The organism is Verrucomicrobiia bacterium (assembly GCA_019634635.1).
Lineage (GTDB): Bacteria > Verrucomicrobiota > Verrucomicrobiia > Limisphaerales > UBA9464 > UBA9464.
On the sequence record JAHCBB010000012.1, the window covers coordinates 117,481 to 133,347 of the forward strand.

Genomic DNA, 15,867 nt, shown 5'->3' on the forward strand with positions numbered 1-15,867 from the left:
GCCAATTAATTGGGTTGCGATGTGGGGAGGACGACCGTCACCCGCCCCACCGTGCGGGTCAGGCGGGGCCCGCCGGCCAACCGCCTCAGAAGGCCGTCATCCTCTTCGGACTTCTTGTCATCGGTCCCGGCTTTCCGGGTGCCGTCGTCGGCCTGAAGGCTCTGGCTCGCACCCGCCGCGGCCGTCCCCTGGGAGAAGCCGACCTGCGCCGAAGACACATCGCCGGTGGCGGTCACGTTTTGCGACAACAGGGATGCGTCCACGCTCGCACCGCTCGCGTTGACGCTCCCTACGCCGACAATTGTTCCGGAGACGCTGCCCCCTGCGTTGACGCTGACGCTCCCCTGGGCCAGCGCGGTCACGTTCACGCTCTGCTGTGCATTCAGATCAATGTTGTCGCGGGCAAACACCAGGCCCGTGATGTCGCCGGTGGCCTCCAGCTTGACGTTGCTGCCGATCACCCCGGAGCCCCCGGCGTCAATGCTGCCCTCGTGGATCACGGCGCCCGACTCGTCCCGCGTGCCCGCGTTCAACATGACCGTTCCGGACCGCTCGCCGATTCCGTTCAGCGGCAACTGCACCACTCCGCCCGCACTGGCCGTGATGTTCCCGCGGGGCGTCTCGACCGTAATGTCGCCAACGAGGTTGCGGGAGGGCGGAAACGCGGTGTCCAGAGGAGGCGGAAAGGTGGTCGCCAGGATGCCGCTCCCGGGAATCGTCGGAGCGTACGTGCGGATCGCTCGGGTCACCGGGTCCACGTAGATCTTCTCCACCGTCGCCGAACCGGAACCGCCGGTCCCGGCATCCACATTTCCTTCGAGGGAACGAACAAGGACACTCCCCCCGTCATACCCCGCGATCCGCGACCCGTTGACATCAATGTTGCCCCGCGCGATCACCGTGACGTCGCTCGGGTCCACCGTAAAAATGCCGCGCGCAAACTGGTCGCTGGCCCGAAAATCCCGCGACCCCACGTTCACGTCACCGTCCGAAACCACGGTGACGTTGCCACCGTTCAACGACGAAATCGTCGTCGAGAACATGTCGAGGTTGCCCGAGAGCACCACGCTCACATCTGCACCACGGGTGAAATAATTGGCGAGAGCCGCATTCGCCCGGGGGCCGTAGGAGACGATCCCGGCCGTGGCCCCCAGGTCGAGATTGCGGGCGGTGAGATCGAAGGAACCACCGCCGCCGATCCGGTATCCGGTGTCCGGATTCAAGGGGACGTCCTGGCTCTGGACGTACAGGGCCTCGACCACATCCGCCGGCAGGAACTCAACGAACTGGGTCTGGGGTTCCCCATTGGGCAGAAAGACCGGCTGGCCATTGGCATCAAACACCTGCACCGGCAGCTTGAGCAGGGTCTCGCGCTGGCTGCCGCTCATGCGTCCCTGGTAGGTGATCACCTGGTTCTTCTCATCGTAAAAGAGCAGGGTTTGCATGCCCTCCGCATCCCCGGTCAGTGCCGGAAAAACAAAGTCGAACAGGAAGAAATTTGGCTTCTCCGCAAGCGGCGCGCTGGTGAAGTCGTTCCGGTTGATGATGTCTCCGGCGACTGCGATGGACGTCACATCATCTGGACGCAGGTTCTGACCGCTGAAGCGGCTGTTCACCATGTCGCCACCCACCATGACCACCGCACGCTTCGGAGCTCCAAGGAGCACGTTCTGCATCCCCCCTGCGATGTCCAATCGGACCGGTTCCGTGCTTTCGAGGTGCAGTGGCACCGCGGCGTGGTCGTTAATGCCGAAGTCACCGAAAGAGCGATATCGGGTCTCCCCGCTGTCGGACATCACAAGGGAAACCAGTTCGCCCGGCTTGGTTCCCGTGAGCGATCCACCGTCCCGGATGGTCACCCGGAGGTTGCCCACCGGTGAAGGGAAAAGAGTCACGTCATTGCCCAAGAGCACACCGCCGGCGCCGGCGGTCATCTCAAGCGTGCCCGGGTAGATCGGCGACATCCCCTGTGAGAACGTGTCGAGATACCGGGGCAACGCGGTCCCCCGCAACTGGATCGAATGCCCCGCCGTCAGCGACGCGAAGGCGTCCGGCGCGTAGTCGAAACGGTGACGATTGGCCGCGGTGCTCGCGCCCAGGTTGTTGAACATCCCGTTCGGATTCCGCACCTCCTGCAGCAGCACGTCGCGACCACCGGTCACCGTCCACCCGCCGCTGATCAGGCTCAGCGCCAGCAATCGCGACGGCGTGCCGGCATCGCGTCCCGCGTGGATTGTGCCCAGGCCGTTCCGGACCACGTAGTGGCCCGCCACATCCTGCCCGGCAGTCACCGTCACGTTGCCGGGCGCCGCGCCGAAGGCGCCGCTGCCGGCGTTCGACTGGACACCGCCCGCCACGGGCAGGTGGCTGATGACATTCTGCCCCGCCGACAAGGTGACGTCCCCGCCATTGCGGGTGCTGATTCCGCCCAGGTCCGGGCTGATCTCATAGCCGTTCCGGGTGAAGATGAATCCGTTGGCGCGAGTTCCCGTGTTGATGTTGCCTCCCAGGGCCTCCACCGAAATGGAACCTCCGCTCGTGGAGCGCACGAATCCGCCCGCCACGGTCACATCGAGACCCGCGCGAATCTCGACGGCCCCGTTGGCGGATTCCAGAAACCCGGCACCTTCGAAAAATACGGAATGCTGCCGGGGACGCGGCTGGTTGGGCACCACCGCAACCGGGACAATGCCATCGGGCGTCGAGAAATCCCGCCCGGCCGCAAGGGAGACCGACCAATGCTCTCCGGCAAGAATCCCCGCGCCGTCGGCGATGGAAACGTTGTTGCCCGCCTCGAGCGAAAGCCGGCTCCCTGGAGCGCTCTGCCCCGTGCTGGCCGCAAGGTCCCAAAGCGTGCCTGCAGCGATCGTAATGTCGCGAGTCGCCTGAAGTTCAATCTGGGCAAACCCGATAAACGCTGTGTTCACGTCCAGAAAAAGGGTGGTCGGCGGATCATCGGCACCGACAGTACCGCCGCCGGCGCTTCCGCCTCCCGACTGGCCGATGACGATGTCCACCGGATCAATCAGGAGCCGGCCACCGGCACCTCCGGATGCCGCGGAGCCCTCCAAGGTCGAACGGATGGCCGGCATCTCGGGTGCCGACACTTCGACGAACCCTCCGTTGCCACCTTCACTTCCGCCCCGGACTGCCAGCGTGGAGGTGGGGGCATCCGAGAAGGATCGCTCGGACTGGATGATGATTTTTCCCCCGTTGCTGATTCCCTCGCCTCCCCCGGAGGCACTCATCGCTGACAAGGCGCCCAGAGTTACCGAATCCGAGGCAATCAATTCGATCACCCCGTTGCGTTCGCGGACAGAATTGGCCTGGATCAAACCGTCCTGATTCACGACCCGGGCATGGAGGGCCACCGTGCCGGCATCGGCAACGAGCCGGCCGGCCTGATTCACCGCGCCCTCCGGCAGGGAAACCGCCGCCGAAAGGCCGCGCCCATCCGGACGCTCCGAAATCAACACTTCACGCGCAGCCAGCAGCCCAATCCGCCCTCCCGGCGCCGCGATTTCGCCGTGGTTTTCAACGCGCTCGGCGATCAGAAACGCTGAGCCGGCCTCCCCGATCCGGATCCGGCCGTAGTTGACGATCGAAGCCGACGGGGGCAGGCCTTGAAACTGCCAGAAGGGACCCGACCCCGATTCCATCGGAATGGCAGGGGCGGTCGAAACCACAAGTCCCGCCGTGCTGACAAATGCGTCGGGGCCAAAATGGAATCCAGCGCCGTTCATGAGGACCACCACGCCGTTGGCATTCAGATTGCCCCAGATTTGGGAGGGCTGGCTGTCGTGAATGTGATTCCAGACGATGGACTGGGCGGACGGCTGCACGAAGGTGGTCGTCTCCCCCGGTGCGATGTTGAATTGCTGCCAGTTCAAGACGGCGTTGTGCGACGCGTTGATCGTCGTCTGAGCCCCCTGGATCGTCAGGCTGGCGGACCCGCTCTGGACGGTCATTCCTGCCGGATTCGACCAGGCGACCGGTGCCCAGGCGACGGCATTGGCCAGCAGCAAGGTCACCGTTCCCGGTGTTCCCGGGCGTTGGGATGCGATTTTCATTAGAATTGTCCTTCAAGGGTCACGTAGGCCCGCGCATCGCCTGCCGTGACATTCAACGTGTCTACGAAAGGCCAGGCGAGGGCGAAGCGCAGAAAGGCGTGCTGGTTGACGTTCACCGAAACTCCAAAACCGGCACCCCAAAGCAACTGGCGGATCGCCTCGCCGGACTCCCCCCGGTCCACGAGGAACGCCTGGCCGGAATCAATGAAGAACGACCCCCGAATCCACGCCGGCACGTCGCCGGACCATGCGGGAACCGTGGTCACCAGGAAGGGGCTGCGGATTTCCCCGCTCGCGAACCAGCCGGAGTCTCCAAACACCTCGCCCTCAAAATAGCCGCGCACACTGTTGATCCCTCCCACGGAAAACTGTTCGTTTCCGATCAGCGGTCCCGTCGCTCCTTGTCCGCTGCCCCGCACCAACAAGGACCAGTTGCCGGGAAGCTTCTGGTCCCGGACCAGCGACACGTTCCCCCTGCCATAGTCCGCCTTCGCCCGGCGTGCGCCGGCCACCCTTTGAAAATCCTCGTTGTTCCCCACGAAATTCGCGCTCATGCCCAACGTCCCGGAGAGCGTTCCCAAGCGATCGCTCATCGAAAAATTACCGCCCGCGTTCAGCGGCAGGTAGGTCACCTCGGAACGCCGGCTGGGCTGGGGCGAGGAGACCCGGGTCACAATGGTCTGCGACCCCTGCGAATTGGTCACCACGGTGGTGATGGTGAAGTTGTTGGTGTTGAAGCTCTCCTGAACGAAGCGCTTCCAGTCGAGTCCGACCGCGGCGCCCAGGCGGCGTGTGTCGCTCAAGACCCACGGGTGACTGTACTGGGTTCCGACGTTGTCCGCCCACGTGAGATTCTGGCCCGTGTCCTGGGAAACGATGGTCAGGAGCGGCGTCTGGGTGACAATCTGCTCTGGCCCGTACTGAACCCCGGTGTCCAACGGCGCCGCGCTGCCAAAGAAAATAAGCTCCGGACGCGACCCGGCCGGCGGCAGGACAAACTGCCGGGTCGCCTCGCTGTACCCGAAAGTCGTGGACGCGTTGATCAGCTTATCCACGGACTCCGGTCCCCCCAGAGGGAGCCGGTAATAGGCGCTGAAGAAGGAGATCAGCGGACGATTCAACAGCAGGTCCGGCTCCGGCGATGGATCCTTGTACTGCTGGGGACTGAACCCGTACGAGATGCCCACCTGATGCTCCAACTGCCACAGGTTGTTGTACTGGGCCGATGCATTGATCCGCCACATGGGCGTCCGCGGCGTGGCGTAGTTGTCTACGTCCATCCGCGCATGCAGCGGCAGGCGATCTTTGACGCGCAATTCGAGGGAACTCGTGCCGGGGTCCGGTCCGGGTCCGAGGGTGGGGTAGATCTGCCGGTCCCGATTCTGGTTCGCCTGATCCAATTCCCGCTGGAAGACCCGGCTGTTGACGAGCGCATTGGTTCTCAGACTGGGCAGGGCGCGCATCACATTGTTGGAGCTGAAGCGGCGGTTACCTGTGACGCGAATGTCCGTCAGTAGCCCCTCCGTCACCTGGACCTTGACCACCCCGTCGGCCAGTTGCTGCTGTGGCAATCCAACCGAAACCGTGGCATAGCCCCGCTCCCGGTATTCCATCTGGAGATCTCCCAGAGCCTTCTGAATTTGAGGCAAAGTTACATTCGGGCCGACGGCATTGGTGAAAAATGATTGCAGCATCTCGGGACGCAACACCGTGTTGCCCAGAACTTCAAAGCGCCGCACCTCAAACGTCGGCCCCGCCTGCGTCGTGGACTTCGGCACCTCCGGAACCTCGTCCAGCAACGACGGCGCCGTTCGCGCCACTGCAGGCCGTCCTTCACGAACGACCAGGGACACTGTGCCGTCGGTCAGCACCTGCTGCGGCACCAGGATCGTCGCTGAGGGATATCCCTGCGCCCGGTACGCATCGCGCAGACGCCGGAGCACGATACTCAGTTCTTCGATCGTCACGTCTGAGCCAGAAGCAGGGCCCAGAAGTTCGTCCAGCACCTCGGCAGACAGGGCGGTGTTGCCCCGAACCACAAAATGCCGAATGTCGAACCCGGGAACGCGGCGCCGTGCGGGCTCCGGGGGCGTCGCTTCCACCGAGCGCGTCGCTTCCGTCTGGACATCCGACCCCACCGCCGCGCCGGTGGTCCCGGCGGGTCCGTTGCGCACTTCCACGACAACGATCCCGTTGGTCAACGGCTGACGGGGCAGTGTGACGGCCGCCAGCGGATACCCCTGGGCTCGCAAGGAATCCCGAAGGCGCAACAGGGCCGAACGGATCTCTGCCAGGGTGACATTCGTGCCGGTCGCAGGCGCCATTGCAGTTTCCAGAACCCGGGGGTCCAGCGACCCATCCCGCACCTCATACCCATCAATCCGGAACCCCCGGGGCCGCGCCGCAGGGTCCTCCGCCAGAGCGAACCCAAGGACAATGCAGATCGCGAACAGCCTCCAGGTCAGAGAGCCCCCCCGGCGCGGCCCCCACGGAAAGCGGACGCGCAGCAACCGGGGCGTGCCGCAGGAATCGTTCCCTCGGCACGCGCTCCGGATCTGCCCAAGTGGGCTTCCCAAGCCTTGTGAAGTGCTGGTCACCTGCCAACAGCATCTGGGCGTTTGCCCGGTCCTCCGCTCTACTCGATGGGCGAAATAGGTCCACCCTCAGCAGCACGCTCCACATTCATCCGGGAGATGGGAATCGAGAAGGCCGAGGTGGCGAGGTCAATATCAATGGCCTCAATCAACCGATCCCGAAAGGCCTTGATGTTGGCCGAGGCGGTCGGGCGATTGAAGATATGTTCATAGCCCCACTGGGAATACGTCCCGGAGGTGACCGGGTCGAAATTGTTGCTCACCTCGGAGTAGGCCCCGACGAAGGCCGTCCTGCCGTTGAACGCAAGAATATTGGCTCCTCCATTCACGTTGAACGCATCAATCCCGGTCAGGTAGCTGACAGCCGGACCCGAGACATTGAGCAGGTCGCGGATCTGGGTGGCCGTGCGACCGGTGGGATCAATGACAAACTGCCCGATGGAGGCGTCCCAAGTGTAGAAGATGGGGTTCCCGGTGAACCCGCTCTCGCGCTGGGTGATCGTCCGCTGTCCGGCCGTTGGATCGCGATTCACAAAATACACCAGTTCCGTATCGTTCGTGTTTCCGGTCAGGAACCAGCCCGGCACGGAGCCGTTCGCCGCCAGCGTCCGGTACTGTTGGGACGTGATGTTGGTCAGTCCCGCCGGTGCCGTCGTGCTCTTCACGAAGTAGACCGGAGTCACGCCGAATCGCACGTCCTCCAGCACCGGGGTCGTGAAGATTGTCGAACGCTGGAAGACCGATGAATAGGCGAGGTCCGCCGGGAGATTCACGACGTTGGTGTCGCCCGGAATGGCGGAGGCCAGGAACTGGACATTCCGATTCTGTGTCAGGTCCTGGATGCCCGCGTTGGCTCCGTTGTAAAACGCACGAAGGGTCACCGGCTGATTGCCGAAAAGCCCCGGTATGGTTCCGGTCCACACGAGTTTCAACTCGTTGGGCGTCGCGGGCCCGTCCGCCGGATTCTGGGAAACGAGGTTGGGTCCGAAGATGGACCGGATCGCCCGATAGGAGGTCTCCCGGAACGCCACCGCGCCCGAGAGGTTGATGTCCACCTGCGCCTGGAGACTGGCGGCGATGAGCACCGCGCCCATCAGCAGTATGTTTTTCAATGAGTTGATTTTCATGACAGACAAGTTCGTTTCTAGTTTGGCAATTGGTTTGAGATCAGGATGCGAAATCACTGCGACGACCGGGGACATTACGGCAGCACCTCCACGGCGTAGAAGCGGGCATCGGAATCACTGGTGTCCTCGATGGAGCGGACTGTGCCGTCTCCGGGCACCGAGCCGGCGTTCGCCCAGGTGTTGATCGGCGAGGCCAGTCCGGCGCCGTCCACCGCGCGCAGCACATATCCGGCGCCCGTGACGGTCGGGAAAGAGACGACGGTGACCGATCCCAGGCGGGTGATCCCAGTGATCGTCGGTGCGGGAGGGGCCTCCGGGATGTTGGTGAAGGACAGGCTTGCGTCGGGCTTGAGCTCGAAATAACCAAGGTAGCGTCCCGGGGTGTTCAAGGTGCCGCCCGCAGTGGTCCCGGGCAGCAGCTCGTAAAAGTCGAGCCGCGACACCGCGGACGGATCCGAGTCAAAATCTGCCGGAGTGATGCCCTCGACCACGCCCTGAAAAGTCCCCAGGAAATCGCCGCCATCCCCGAGGACGGGCGAGAAGGCGAAGTCGCTGTTGGAGGCGATGATGACACCGGTTTCGGTGTTTCCGGGACCGGCCGGCTGACTGCTGCTGGCCTGGGCGGCGTTGATGCCGACGCCGGCAATCTGACCGCCCGCGGTGCCCTGCACGAACTGGCCCTTGCGCAACCAGGCGATGGCGGGCACCGCAGGGTCGTTCCGTGGCGAGGAGACCCAGAGCGTCTGGATCGGGAAGCCCGGATCCACCGGCGGACGGTTCGCGCCGGACACCGACCAACTGACCCCATTGATCGAGGGAAACGCGAGGGCGAACTGGGCGGCCGTCAGACTGTTGACAGGCAGCGAAGCACCTTCCGGCACCGCGTTGTAATTGGAGGCCGGACCAATGTTGACCGCGAACTCCGAGGCGTTGCCCACCTGGCGAAATGTGAGGATCAGATCCCCAGGGGCATACAAAAAGGGTGCCGCTTGGGACACCCCCGAAGAGAGGACGAGACCGCCCAGCGCGATGGCGGAGGCAGTTGAAATCCTTGATTTAATTTCTGTTTTCATAGGCAGGAAATTTTAGAACGCGAGCTGCATTCGGGTGAGAAAGACGCTTTCCGGCTGGGTGGTCACCGTGGCGGGGGGTTCTGCGGTCCCTGGATCCACCGGATTGAATGGCGCGCCGCCGCCGTCAAACATCGTGTACGAGAAGCTGGTCATGATCCTGATGTTCCGGTTCAGCCACCAGCTCACGCCCACAGACCACGACTGGGCTCCACTGGCGGAGGTCGCCGGATTGGAGAAGCCCCGAAAGGCCTCATCATCAATATCCAACTGGCCGTACCGGGCCATCAGCTGCCAGGCCCCCCATCCTCCGGTCCTTGGGTCGAACGGCCTTCGAGGCGTGATGGCACCGAACGACGCCTCCTCACCGGTCAGCACCCACTCTCCGGCAATGTTCCAGGCCCTGTTCTGAAGCGCCGCGCTTCGAAAGGTGGTGCTGTTGTATACTCCCTGGTTGGCCGTGCTGTATTCCCCCATGAATCCGAACGGTCCCCAGTAGTACGACATCTGGGGCGCCAGCCTCCAATGCGCGCCGTCAGCCACCACGGGGCCAACCAGCGGGTTGTAGGCAAAGAACTGCTGCTGGCCGGCCGTCCAATATCCCGGAATCGTGCCCCCGATGTTGTTCGGGAGGCCGGCGGCGTTGGAACTGACCTGGGTGTAGGTGCCCGCGAGTCCAAGACCCAGCCCTTGGATCGGCTTGAACCGGGACTGCTTGAACGGCTGTGCAAAGACGCGACCGGCAAACTCTGGATTGTCGTCGAAGGCCAGATTCGCGGCGATGTCGCCGTCCCCGGAACCATTGAAAACTCCGACGGCATAGGTGAGCCCCCAGTCCTCCATCTGCCCCCAGAACTGAAGCCCCACCTCCCGGTTGGGCAGCAGATCCGTCGCGAGGGAACGCTCATTGAACCAGAGACTTCCAGCAGACTGCTGCATCTCCAATCCAACCGGCGCCTTGAACTTGCCCGCCCGGAGCTGCAGCTCCGGACGGTTCTTGTAGTTCATGTACGCATCGAACAGCTGAATCTGCTGCTGTCCGAAGTCGGGCATGATCGTGAAGTCGAAATCCCTGTAGACCGTCCCCTCGAAGATCGGCCGTGCCCGCCGAATGACGAACCCGTCATTGCCTTCGTTGAGCGGGTTGTCGTCGAAGAACGTTCGTGAATCCACCTGAAACAGGGCCCGCAGCCGGAGAACAAAATTGGTGTCCGCCGACCGGAGGTAGACCCCGGCGGGTCCCACCTGAAGCTGCGGTTGCTGGCGGGCACGCTCCTCGGCCGCCTCGGTCGCGAGTTCGGTGTTGCGTTCAAGGACCCGGATCTTCTGGTCCAATGCCTCCGGGGAGGGAGCGTCTGCTGGCTCCACGGCGATCTCGGGCAGCAGCCGCCCCTCCTCAATGGACGCCACCTTTCCTTCAAGTTCGGCGATGCGCCGCAACAGCACCTCGACTTCAGCCGCCCGCGATTGCTCGGTGGACGCCGCTTGGGCCTGCTGTTGCCGTTCCACCTGTTCGAGCCGCTCGGAGAGCTTTTGGATCAGTTCTGCCTGACGTCGCAGCAGATCGTCGGTCGCAGATCCGGATGCGCGGGGAGCTTCGGCGAGGCTGCTCTGCACCACCGGCGACTCGGGCCTCGTCGCAGAATCGGCAGCGAATGTGGTCACTGAAACCCAAGCGACAAAGGCCAGTATGCTTGACAAAATCCACTTACAATGTCGTGAATTCAAGGATTACGGGCGGGTTGAGGATGGAATCAGTGAACCTTCGATTAACGGAATCAGCAGAGGCGCTTCGGGCGCCCGATCCGCTGGTTGGCTGCAGCCTTGTCGGCGGCGGCTCCACCTCGGCAATAATCCAAGACTCCCAAAGAGAAATATCCCTCCTTTGGATTCACGGTCTGAACCACGAACGCCGTCTCGTGTATGCCGAACACGCGAGCAGACTCCAAGAGATACTCTACAATGTCAATGGAGTTTTAAATGAATCGAATCTGCATAGACATCTTGAGGATTCCCATGCGACGGACAGTTCTGGCTGCATTTTCGGGATCGGAGCACGTTCTGAATGGCAAATCCACCAGCTTCGGAATGGGGAGCACTGGAATTCAGGCAGCATGCAAGCCATTAAGCTGGTTGGATTTGCAAATCGAGATCACCAGGGGGCGAGGCTGTCCATTCCGTACAGTCGGCGTTCAAGGTGCCCGACGGAAAACTCGGATCCGCCCCGGATCCTCAACCCACCTCGAGGGCTCCAGGGGGGGCGGCGAAAACGGTCATTTCTCGACCGGCTTCCCATCCCGCAACCAGGCCTCGTATCCGCCTTCGAGGGCGAGGACGTTGGTGAAGCCGAGTTGGTCCAGTGCCGCGACCGTGTCGGAGGTCCTCTTCTGACCGCGAACGCAATGGACGACGTAGGTCTTCGACCGATCGAAACTGGCCAACTGGTCCTGAAAGTCGGCGGCCCGGAAATCCACATTGGTGGAGCCCGCAAAGAAGCCCGCCGAGCGCTCCGACGGAGTTCGGACATCAAGGATGATCACGGTCTCATTTCCGGCGACCAACGCCTCGACCTCCGAGGGGTTGATGGCGCGCACCTTCGCGATCGGGGCGGCCGGAGCTGAGGGAAGGGTCGCAACCCGAAGTAAGGAGGCCTTCATGAGATGTTGAAAGGGCGAGAATCCAAGGGACTGGGGGACCGCGGTGCCATCAACGGGCAAAATACTCGGCCAAGGAGGCGTCCGGATCCACGGGCGCGTCCCGCAGTTCCACCGCAATGCCGGATCGCAGTCGGGCCGCGTGGCGGGCGCCCCCCCAGATGCAGGCTGCCGCCGCGGCGATGATCAGGACCACGGCAAGCCACTCCGCGATCGCCCGCACTTCCTCCGGACGCCAGCGTCCGAACACGGTCCACCGCGGCAGCTCGATTGGTTTCATGACAGCCAGGTGCCGCTGTTTTGCTTCATTTCACCACCGGTTTGCCCGCCGCCACCCAGGCTTGGTATCCGCCCTCGATCGCGACCGCATGCTCAAAACCATTCGCCTCGAAATACTCGAGGGCGCGCACGGTCCGGTAGTGGCCGGTGACGCTGTGCACGACGTAGCGACGCCTCTTGTCGAGCGGCTTGAGGGCGTCCTTGTAATGGTTGTCGTCCGTGACATCCAGGTTCACCGCGCCTTTCAGGTGTCCGGCGGCATAGGCCGCCGCCGGTCGAAGGTCGAGGATCACTGCGTCGGGATGGTCGGCGAGATATTTCTCGATCTCCTCCACCGAAAGATCCTTGAACCGTGTTTCGTTGACGATCTTGTAGCCCTGCTCGTTGTAGCCGGGCCTGGGCGGCGGGACAGCGGCGGCCTCGGAGCGGCCGCCATTGTTGCGGGCCTCCCAGGCGCGGGATTGGGATGCACCGCCGCGGGTGAACGAGATCGTTCCTGTGATTCGGTCTGCAGACACCTTTCCGGCGTACGCGTTGGTGGTCGCACCGCCGTTCGCCCGGCGGATCACATCGAACGATATCCGGTCCCCGTGGACACTCCCGTTGGCAATCGGGGTGTCGAATGGCTTCCCATCCGGTCCCGGCGCGGAAATCTTCCCGGTCAGATGGGCGCCCTCCGGCTTCAGGCTGAGAATGCTCTCCTTGTCCGGCGCACCGTTGCGTCCGGGGGTGATCCAGATCCAGTTGCCGTTGACCTCTTGTGCCAAAGTGCTGGTTTTGGGTGCGGCCGCCGTCAATAGGGCGGCGAGCAGGGTAAGTTTGTAGGCGCTCTTCATGGAAGGGGAAGACGGGTCAATGATGTCGGGACCGGAGCTTTGTGGAATCGAGTGAGGAGTCTTTTGCCGGGGTCCTGGTGTCTTGGGGGCTGGTGGCTGCGGCAGAGGTTCGATTGCTTCGAGACTTCGTCGCCCTGCCCCGCACATCCACCGGGCGATCGGTTTCGCCAGCGGGCGCCAGATAACGAACGTTCTCGTGCATCGCGTGCATCCTGAGACTGGGAGACATCTTCACCGGCGTGACTCACCGGTATCCGCCAGTGCGTATAGGTTTTGCTTGCCCCGGAGATAAATTTCCCGGCCGACCAGGGCGGGTGTCGCGTCGAAGCCGTCATCAAGCGAATTCCTTGCGAGCACCTCAAGTTCGGTACCGTTTTTCAGCACCCAGACGACGCCGTTCCGGCCGGTGACATAAACGCGGTCAGCAGCACCGGTGGGAGAGGCATAGATGCCGAAGATGCCGTCCAGGCGCTCCGCCTCCACCAGGGCCCTTCCCTCCCGGGCGTCGAAGATGGAAAGCTGCGCGTTGTTATTGGCGAAAAAGTAGAGCTGATCTCCATACAGCAGGGGCGATGGCACGTACGGCGTGCTTTTGTTGTGGGACCACGCGATCGCGTCCGTCCCCGTAAGGTCGCCCTGCCGTCCGAGCGTGATCGCCTGGAGCGCCCCGCCGCGCCATCCGCTGGTCACGTACACCCGCCCATGCCCGGGCACCGGGGTCGGTACGGCATTCTGGGTCTGCCCACCCGCCTCCCAAATCGTGGCCCCGTCGGCAAGGTTGTAGCTACGAACCATGTTGCCGCTGTTGACGATCACCTGGGAGGACCCGTCGTGGTCGAGGATCAACGGGGTCGTCCAGTTGGTGCTTTCCTCGCGCGGCTTGCGCCAGAGTTCATTCCCGGTCCGTTTGTCGAAGGCGACGATGAAGTCATCGCCTTCATGATCCCACACCACGACGACGGCATCGCCGTGCAGGGCCGGGGAACTTCCCTCCCCAAAGCCGTTGCGGGTCGTCAGATGCCCCAGTTCCTTCGTCCACAGCAACTTTCCCCCAAGGTCGTAGGCGTAGAGACCGCGCGACCCAAAATGGGCGATCAACACCTCGCCGTCGGTCACGGGGGATGCGGACGCATACCCGTGATCCTTGTGATGCCCTTCATGCGGAAGCTCCGTTCGAGCGTCCCGCTGCCACCGGACCTGGCCCGTGGCCCGGTCGTAGGCAATCACCGCGAACACGTGTACGTCATCGGGTTGCTCGACCTGGACGCGACTGCCACCACCGCCGCCGCCACGACCCGACGCTCCCACCGCGCCCGTACCGGCAGCCGGACTCGCGGCCAGTGACCGGTTTCCGGGCTTGGCCTCGACCTGCGGCTCTTGCGTCCCCTTCGTTCCGGTCGGGATTGCAGTTAGAACGAAGACCTGGTCCCCCCAGACGACGGGGGAGGCATTCCCCGCCCCGGGAATGGCCACCTTCCACAGGACGTTGGACGACTCACTCCAGTGAACGGGAGGATTGGCACGCGGGGCAACGCCGGTGGACAGGGGACCTCGAAATGAAGGCCAGTTTTCCAGGGCGATGTCACCGGCGTGAATTGAGGAAACAAACGTCAGCCCGGAGAGCAGGGCAGTGAAGGAATTTAAATTCATGGGTAAAGGGAAGCCCCGCCCCGCAGTCGCCATCCGGCGCGCGGGACGGGACAGGCAGCGTTGCTCACGGAACACACACGACAGACGATCCATGGCTGCCGAAAGGCATGCGTTTGGGGCAGGTCAGGCGAAAATGTCCTTGTGGACCTCACCAAACACATCAGTCAGCCGGAAATCCCGACCACCGTACCGATAGGTGAGCTTCTCGTGATCAAGGCCCAGGCTATAAAGCAGCGTGGCGTGCAGGTCGTGGTAGTCCATGCGACCCTCCACCGCGTCAATGCCATAGTCGTCGGTCGCCCCGTAGGTGAAGCCCTGCTTCACACCAGCGCCCGCCATCCACATGGTCCAACCCTTGTTGTTGTGGTCGCGACCGTCCGGCTTGGGGCTGTCCGCCGTCCGCCCAAACTCGCCGCCCCAAAGCACCAGGGTGTCCTCGAGAAGCCCACGCTGCTTCAAATCGGTCAGGAGCGCAGCGATGGGCTGGTCCGTGGCGCGGCAGCTCTTCTTGAGACCGCTGACAAGCTGGCCGTGGTGATCCCAGTCATCGTAGCAGACTTCAATGAATCGCACCCCCGCCTCGGCAAACCGCCTCGCCAGCAGGCACTGGCGCCCGAAGTCATCGGTCTCCTCCTGTCCGATGCCGTATAGGTCAAAGGTCGCCTGAGATTCCTTTGAAAGGTCGGTGACGTCGGGAACCTCGGCCTGCATTTTGAAGGCCAGTTCATACGACTCGATGATGCCCTCGACCTGCGGGTTCAGACTCCCGTCCTCAAGCAATTCACGGTTCTGCGCCTGCAGAAAATCGAGCTGGGCACGCTGGCTCCTCGCCGTCGGCGCACGATTCACAATGTTGCTGACGTCGCACTTCTGGATGGGCGTCTTCGAATCCCCAATCCGGGTTGCAGAGAACACCGAGGGTAGAAACGCCGCCTCGTAGGGCTGGCCGCCGCCAATGGCGAGTGCCGGTTTGATGCTGATGAACCCGGGCAGGTTCTGGTTCACCGTCCCGAGCCCGTACAACACCCAGGATCCCATCGAGGGCCGCACGAAAACCGGACTGCCGGTGTGGAGCGCGGGCCATGCCTGGGGGTGAAGCGCGGGAGCGTTGGTCCACATGCCCTTGAGGAAGGTGATCTCGTCCACCTTGGAGGCGATGTGCGGAAACAATTCAGAGACCCAGGCGCCACTCCGACCGTGCTGCTTGAAGGCGAACTGGGGGGGGATGATGGATCGCTCCTCGTTGTCCCGCCCCGGCTTGCCATCATCCTCGATCAGCTTCGGCTTGAAATCGAAGGTGTCGTGGTGCGACGGCGCACCCTCCATCCCCAGAAAAATCACCCGCTGGGCGCGTGGGGTGAAATGGGGCTTGCGAGGAAGCAGCAGGCTTTTCTCGGACCCAGGCCGCGGGGACTCGGCCAGAGCCGCCTGACTGGCCAGCCCGGCAAATGCGGCATAGCCGAAGCCGGTGGTCGTCAGCTTCTTGAGCAGATCGCGTCGGGAGTAGACGCCAGGAATAACGCCGTCGCAGCGGCGGGGATGGGAGTGTGTGTTCATGGTTTCAGGGGGATGTCCGCGATAAGGCGG

General features: G+C 63.2%; 10 protein-coding genes. All 10 read right to left on the reverse strand.

All coding sequences use genetic code 11. The features are described 5' to 3' along the window. Nucleotides 1–5: 5 nt before the first annotated feature. Nucleotides 6–4,070, reverse strand: coding sequence for a filamentous hemagglutinin N-terminal domain-containing protein (locus KF791_10745; protein ID MBX3733060.1), 4,065 nt, complete (start codon nucleotides 4,068–4,070; stop codon nucleotides 6–8). Beyond that, nucleotides 4,070–6,580: a BamA/TamA family outer membrane protein gene (locus tag KF791_10750; GenBank protein MBX3733061.1), complete on the reverse strand. Its 2,511-nt coding sequence runs from the start codon at nucleotides 6,578–6,580 to the stop codon at nucleotides 4,070–4,072. The genes KF791_10745 and KF791_10750 overlap by 1 nt, the downstream gene beginning before the upstream one ends. 125 nt (nucleotides 6,581–6,705) lie before the next feature. After that, complete coding sequence (locus tag KF791_10755) at nucleotides 6,706–7,791, reverse strand: hypothetical protein (protein MBX3733062.1); 1,086 nt, start codon at nucleotides 7,789–7,791, stop codon at nucleotides 6,706–6,708. 74 nt (nucleotides 7,792–7,865) lie between these two features. After that, nucleotides 7,866–8,864 carry a hypothetical protein gene (locus tag KF791_10760; protein MBX3733063.1) on the reverse strand — a complete coding sequence of 333 codons (999 nt, stop codon included), beginning with the start codon at nucleotides 8,862–8,864 and terminating at the stop codon, nucleotides 7,866–7,868. 12 nt (nucleotides 8,865–8,876) lie between these two features. Next, complete coding sequence (locus KF791_10765; protein MBX3733064.1) at nucleotides 8,877–10,526, reverse strand: porin; 1,650 nt, start codon at nucleotides 10,524–10,526, stop codon at nucleotides 8,877–8,879. A gap of 608 nt (nucleotides 10,527–11,134) precedes the next feature. Next, the gene (locus KF791_10770; protein ID MBX3733065.1) at nucleotides 11,135–11,518 is read right to left on the reverse strand and encodes a rhodanese-like domain-containing protein; all 384 of its coding nucleotides are present in this window, start codon (nucleotides 11,516–11,518) and stop codon (nucleotides 11,135–11,137) included. A gap of 49 nt (nucleotides 11,519–11,567) precedes the next feature. After that, the gene (locus KF791_10775) at nucleotides 11,568–11,795 is read right to left on the reverse strand and encodes a hypothetical protein (GenBank protein MBX3733066.1); all 228 of its coding nucleotides are present in this window, start codon (nucleotides 11,793–11,795) and stop codon (nucleotides 11,568–11,570) included. 25 nt (nucleotides 11,796–11,820) lie between these two features. Continuing rightward, nucleotides 11,821–12,630 (reverse strand): rhodanese-like domain-containing protein, encoded by an 810-nt coding sequence (locus KF791_10780; GenBank protein ID MBX3733067.1) that lies wholly within the window; start codon nucleotides 12,628–12,630, stop codon nucleotides 11,821–11,823. Nucleotides 12,631–12,861: 231 nt separating this feature from the next. After that, nucleotides 12,862–14,280, reverse strand: a complete 1,419-nt coding sequence (locus tag KF791_10785; GenBank protein MBX3733068.1) for a PQQ-like beta-propeller repeat protein — start codon at nucleotides 14,278–14,280, stop codon at nucleotides 12,862–12,864. 123 nt (nucleotides 14,281–14,403) lie between these two features. Beyond that, nucleotides 14,404–15,837, reverse strand: a complete 1,434-nt coding sequence (locus tag KF791_10790) for a DUF1501 domain-containing protein (protein ID MBX3733069.1) — start codon at nucleotides 15,835–15,837, stop codon at nucleotides 14,404–14,406. Between the last annotated feature and the right edge of the window lie 30 nt (nucleotides 15,838–15,867).

Excerpts from the sequence above, each read along its gene's own strand:
- KF791_10745 (MBX3733060.1), bottom strand. The coding sequence starts at position 4,070 with ATGAAAATCGCATCCCAACGCCCGGGAACACCGGGAACGGTGACCTTG.
- KF791_10755 (MBX3733062.1), bottom strand. The coding sequence starts at position 7,791 with ATGAAAATCAACTCATTGAAAAACATACTGCTGATGGGCGCGGTGCTC.
- KF791_10760 (MBX3733063.1), bottom strand. The coding sequence starts at position 8,864 with ATGAAAACAGAAATTAAATCAAGGATTTCAACTGCCTCCGCCATCGCG.
- KF791_10770 (MBX3733065.1), bottom strand. The coding sequence starts at position 11,518 with ATGAAGGCCTCCTTACTTCGGGTTGCGACCCTTCCCTCAGCTCCGGCC.
- KF791_10775 (MBX3733066.1), bottom strand. The coding sequence starts at position 11,795 with ATGAAACCAATCGAGCTGCCGCGGTGGACCGTGTTCGGACGCTGGCGT.
- KF791_10780 (MBX3733067.1), bottom strand. The coding sequence starts at position 12,630 with ATGAAGAGCGCCTACAAACTTACCCTGCTCGCCGCCCTATTGACGGCG.
- KF791_10785 (MBX3733068.1), bottom strand. The coding sequence starts at position 14,280 with ATGAATTTAAATTCCTTCACTGCCCTGCTCTCCGGGCTGACGTTTGTT.
- KF791_10790 (MBX3733069.1), bottom strand. The coding sequence starts at position 15,837 with ATGAACACACACTCCCATCCCCGCCGCTGCGACGGCGTTATTCCTGGC.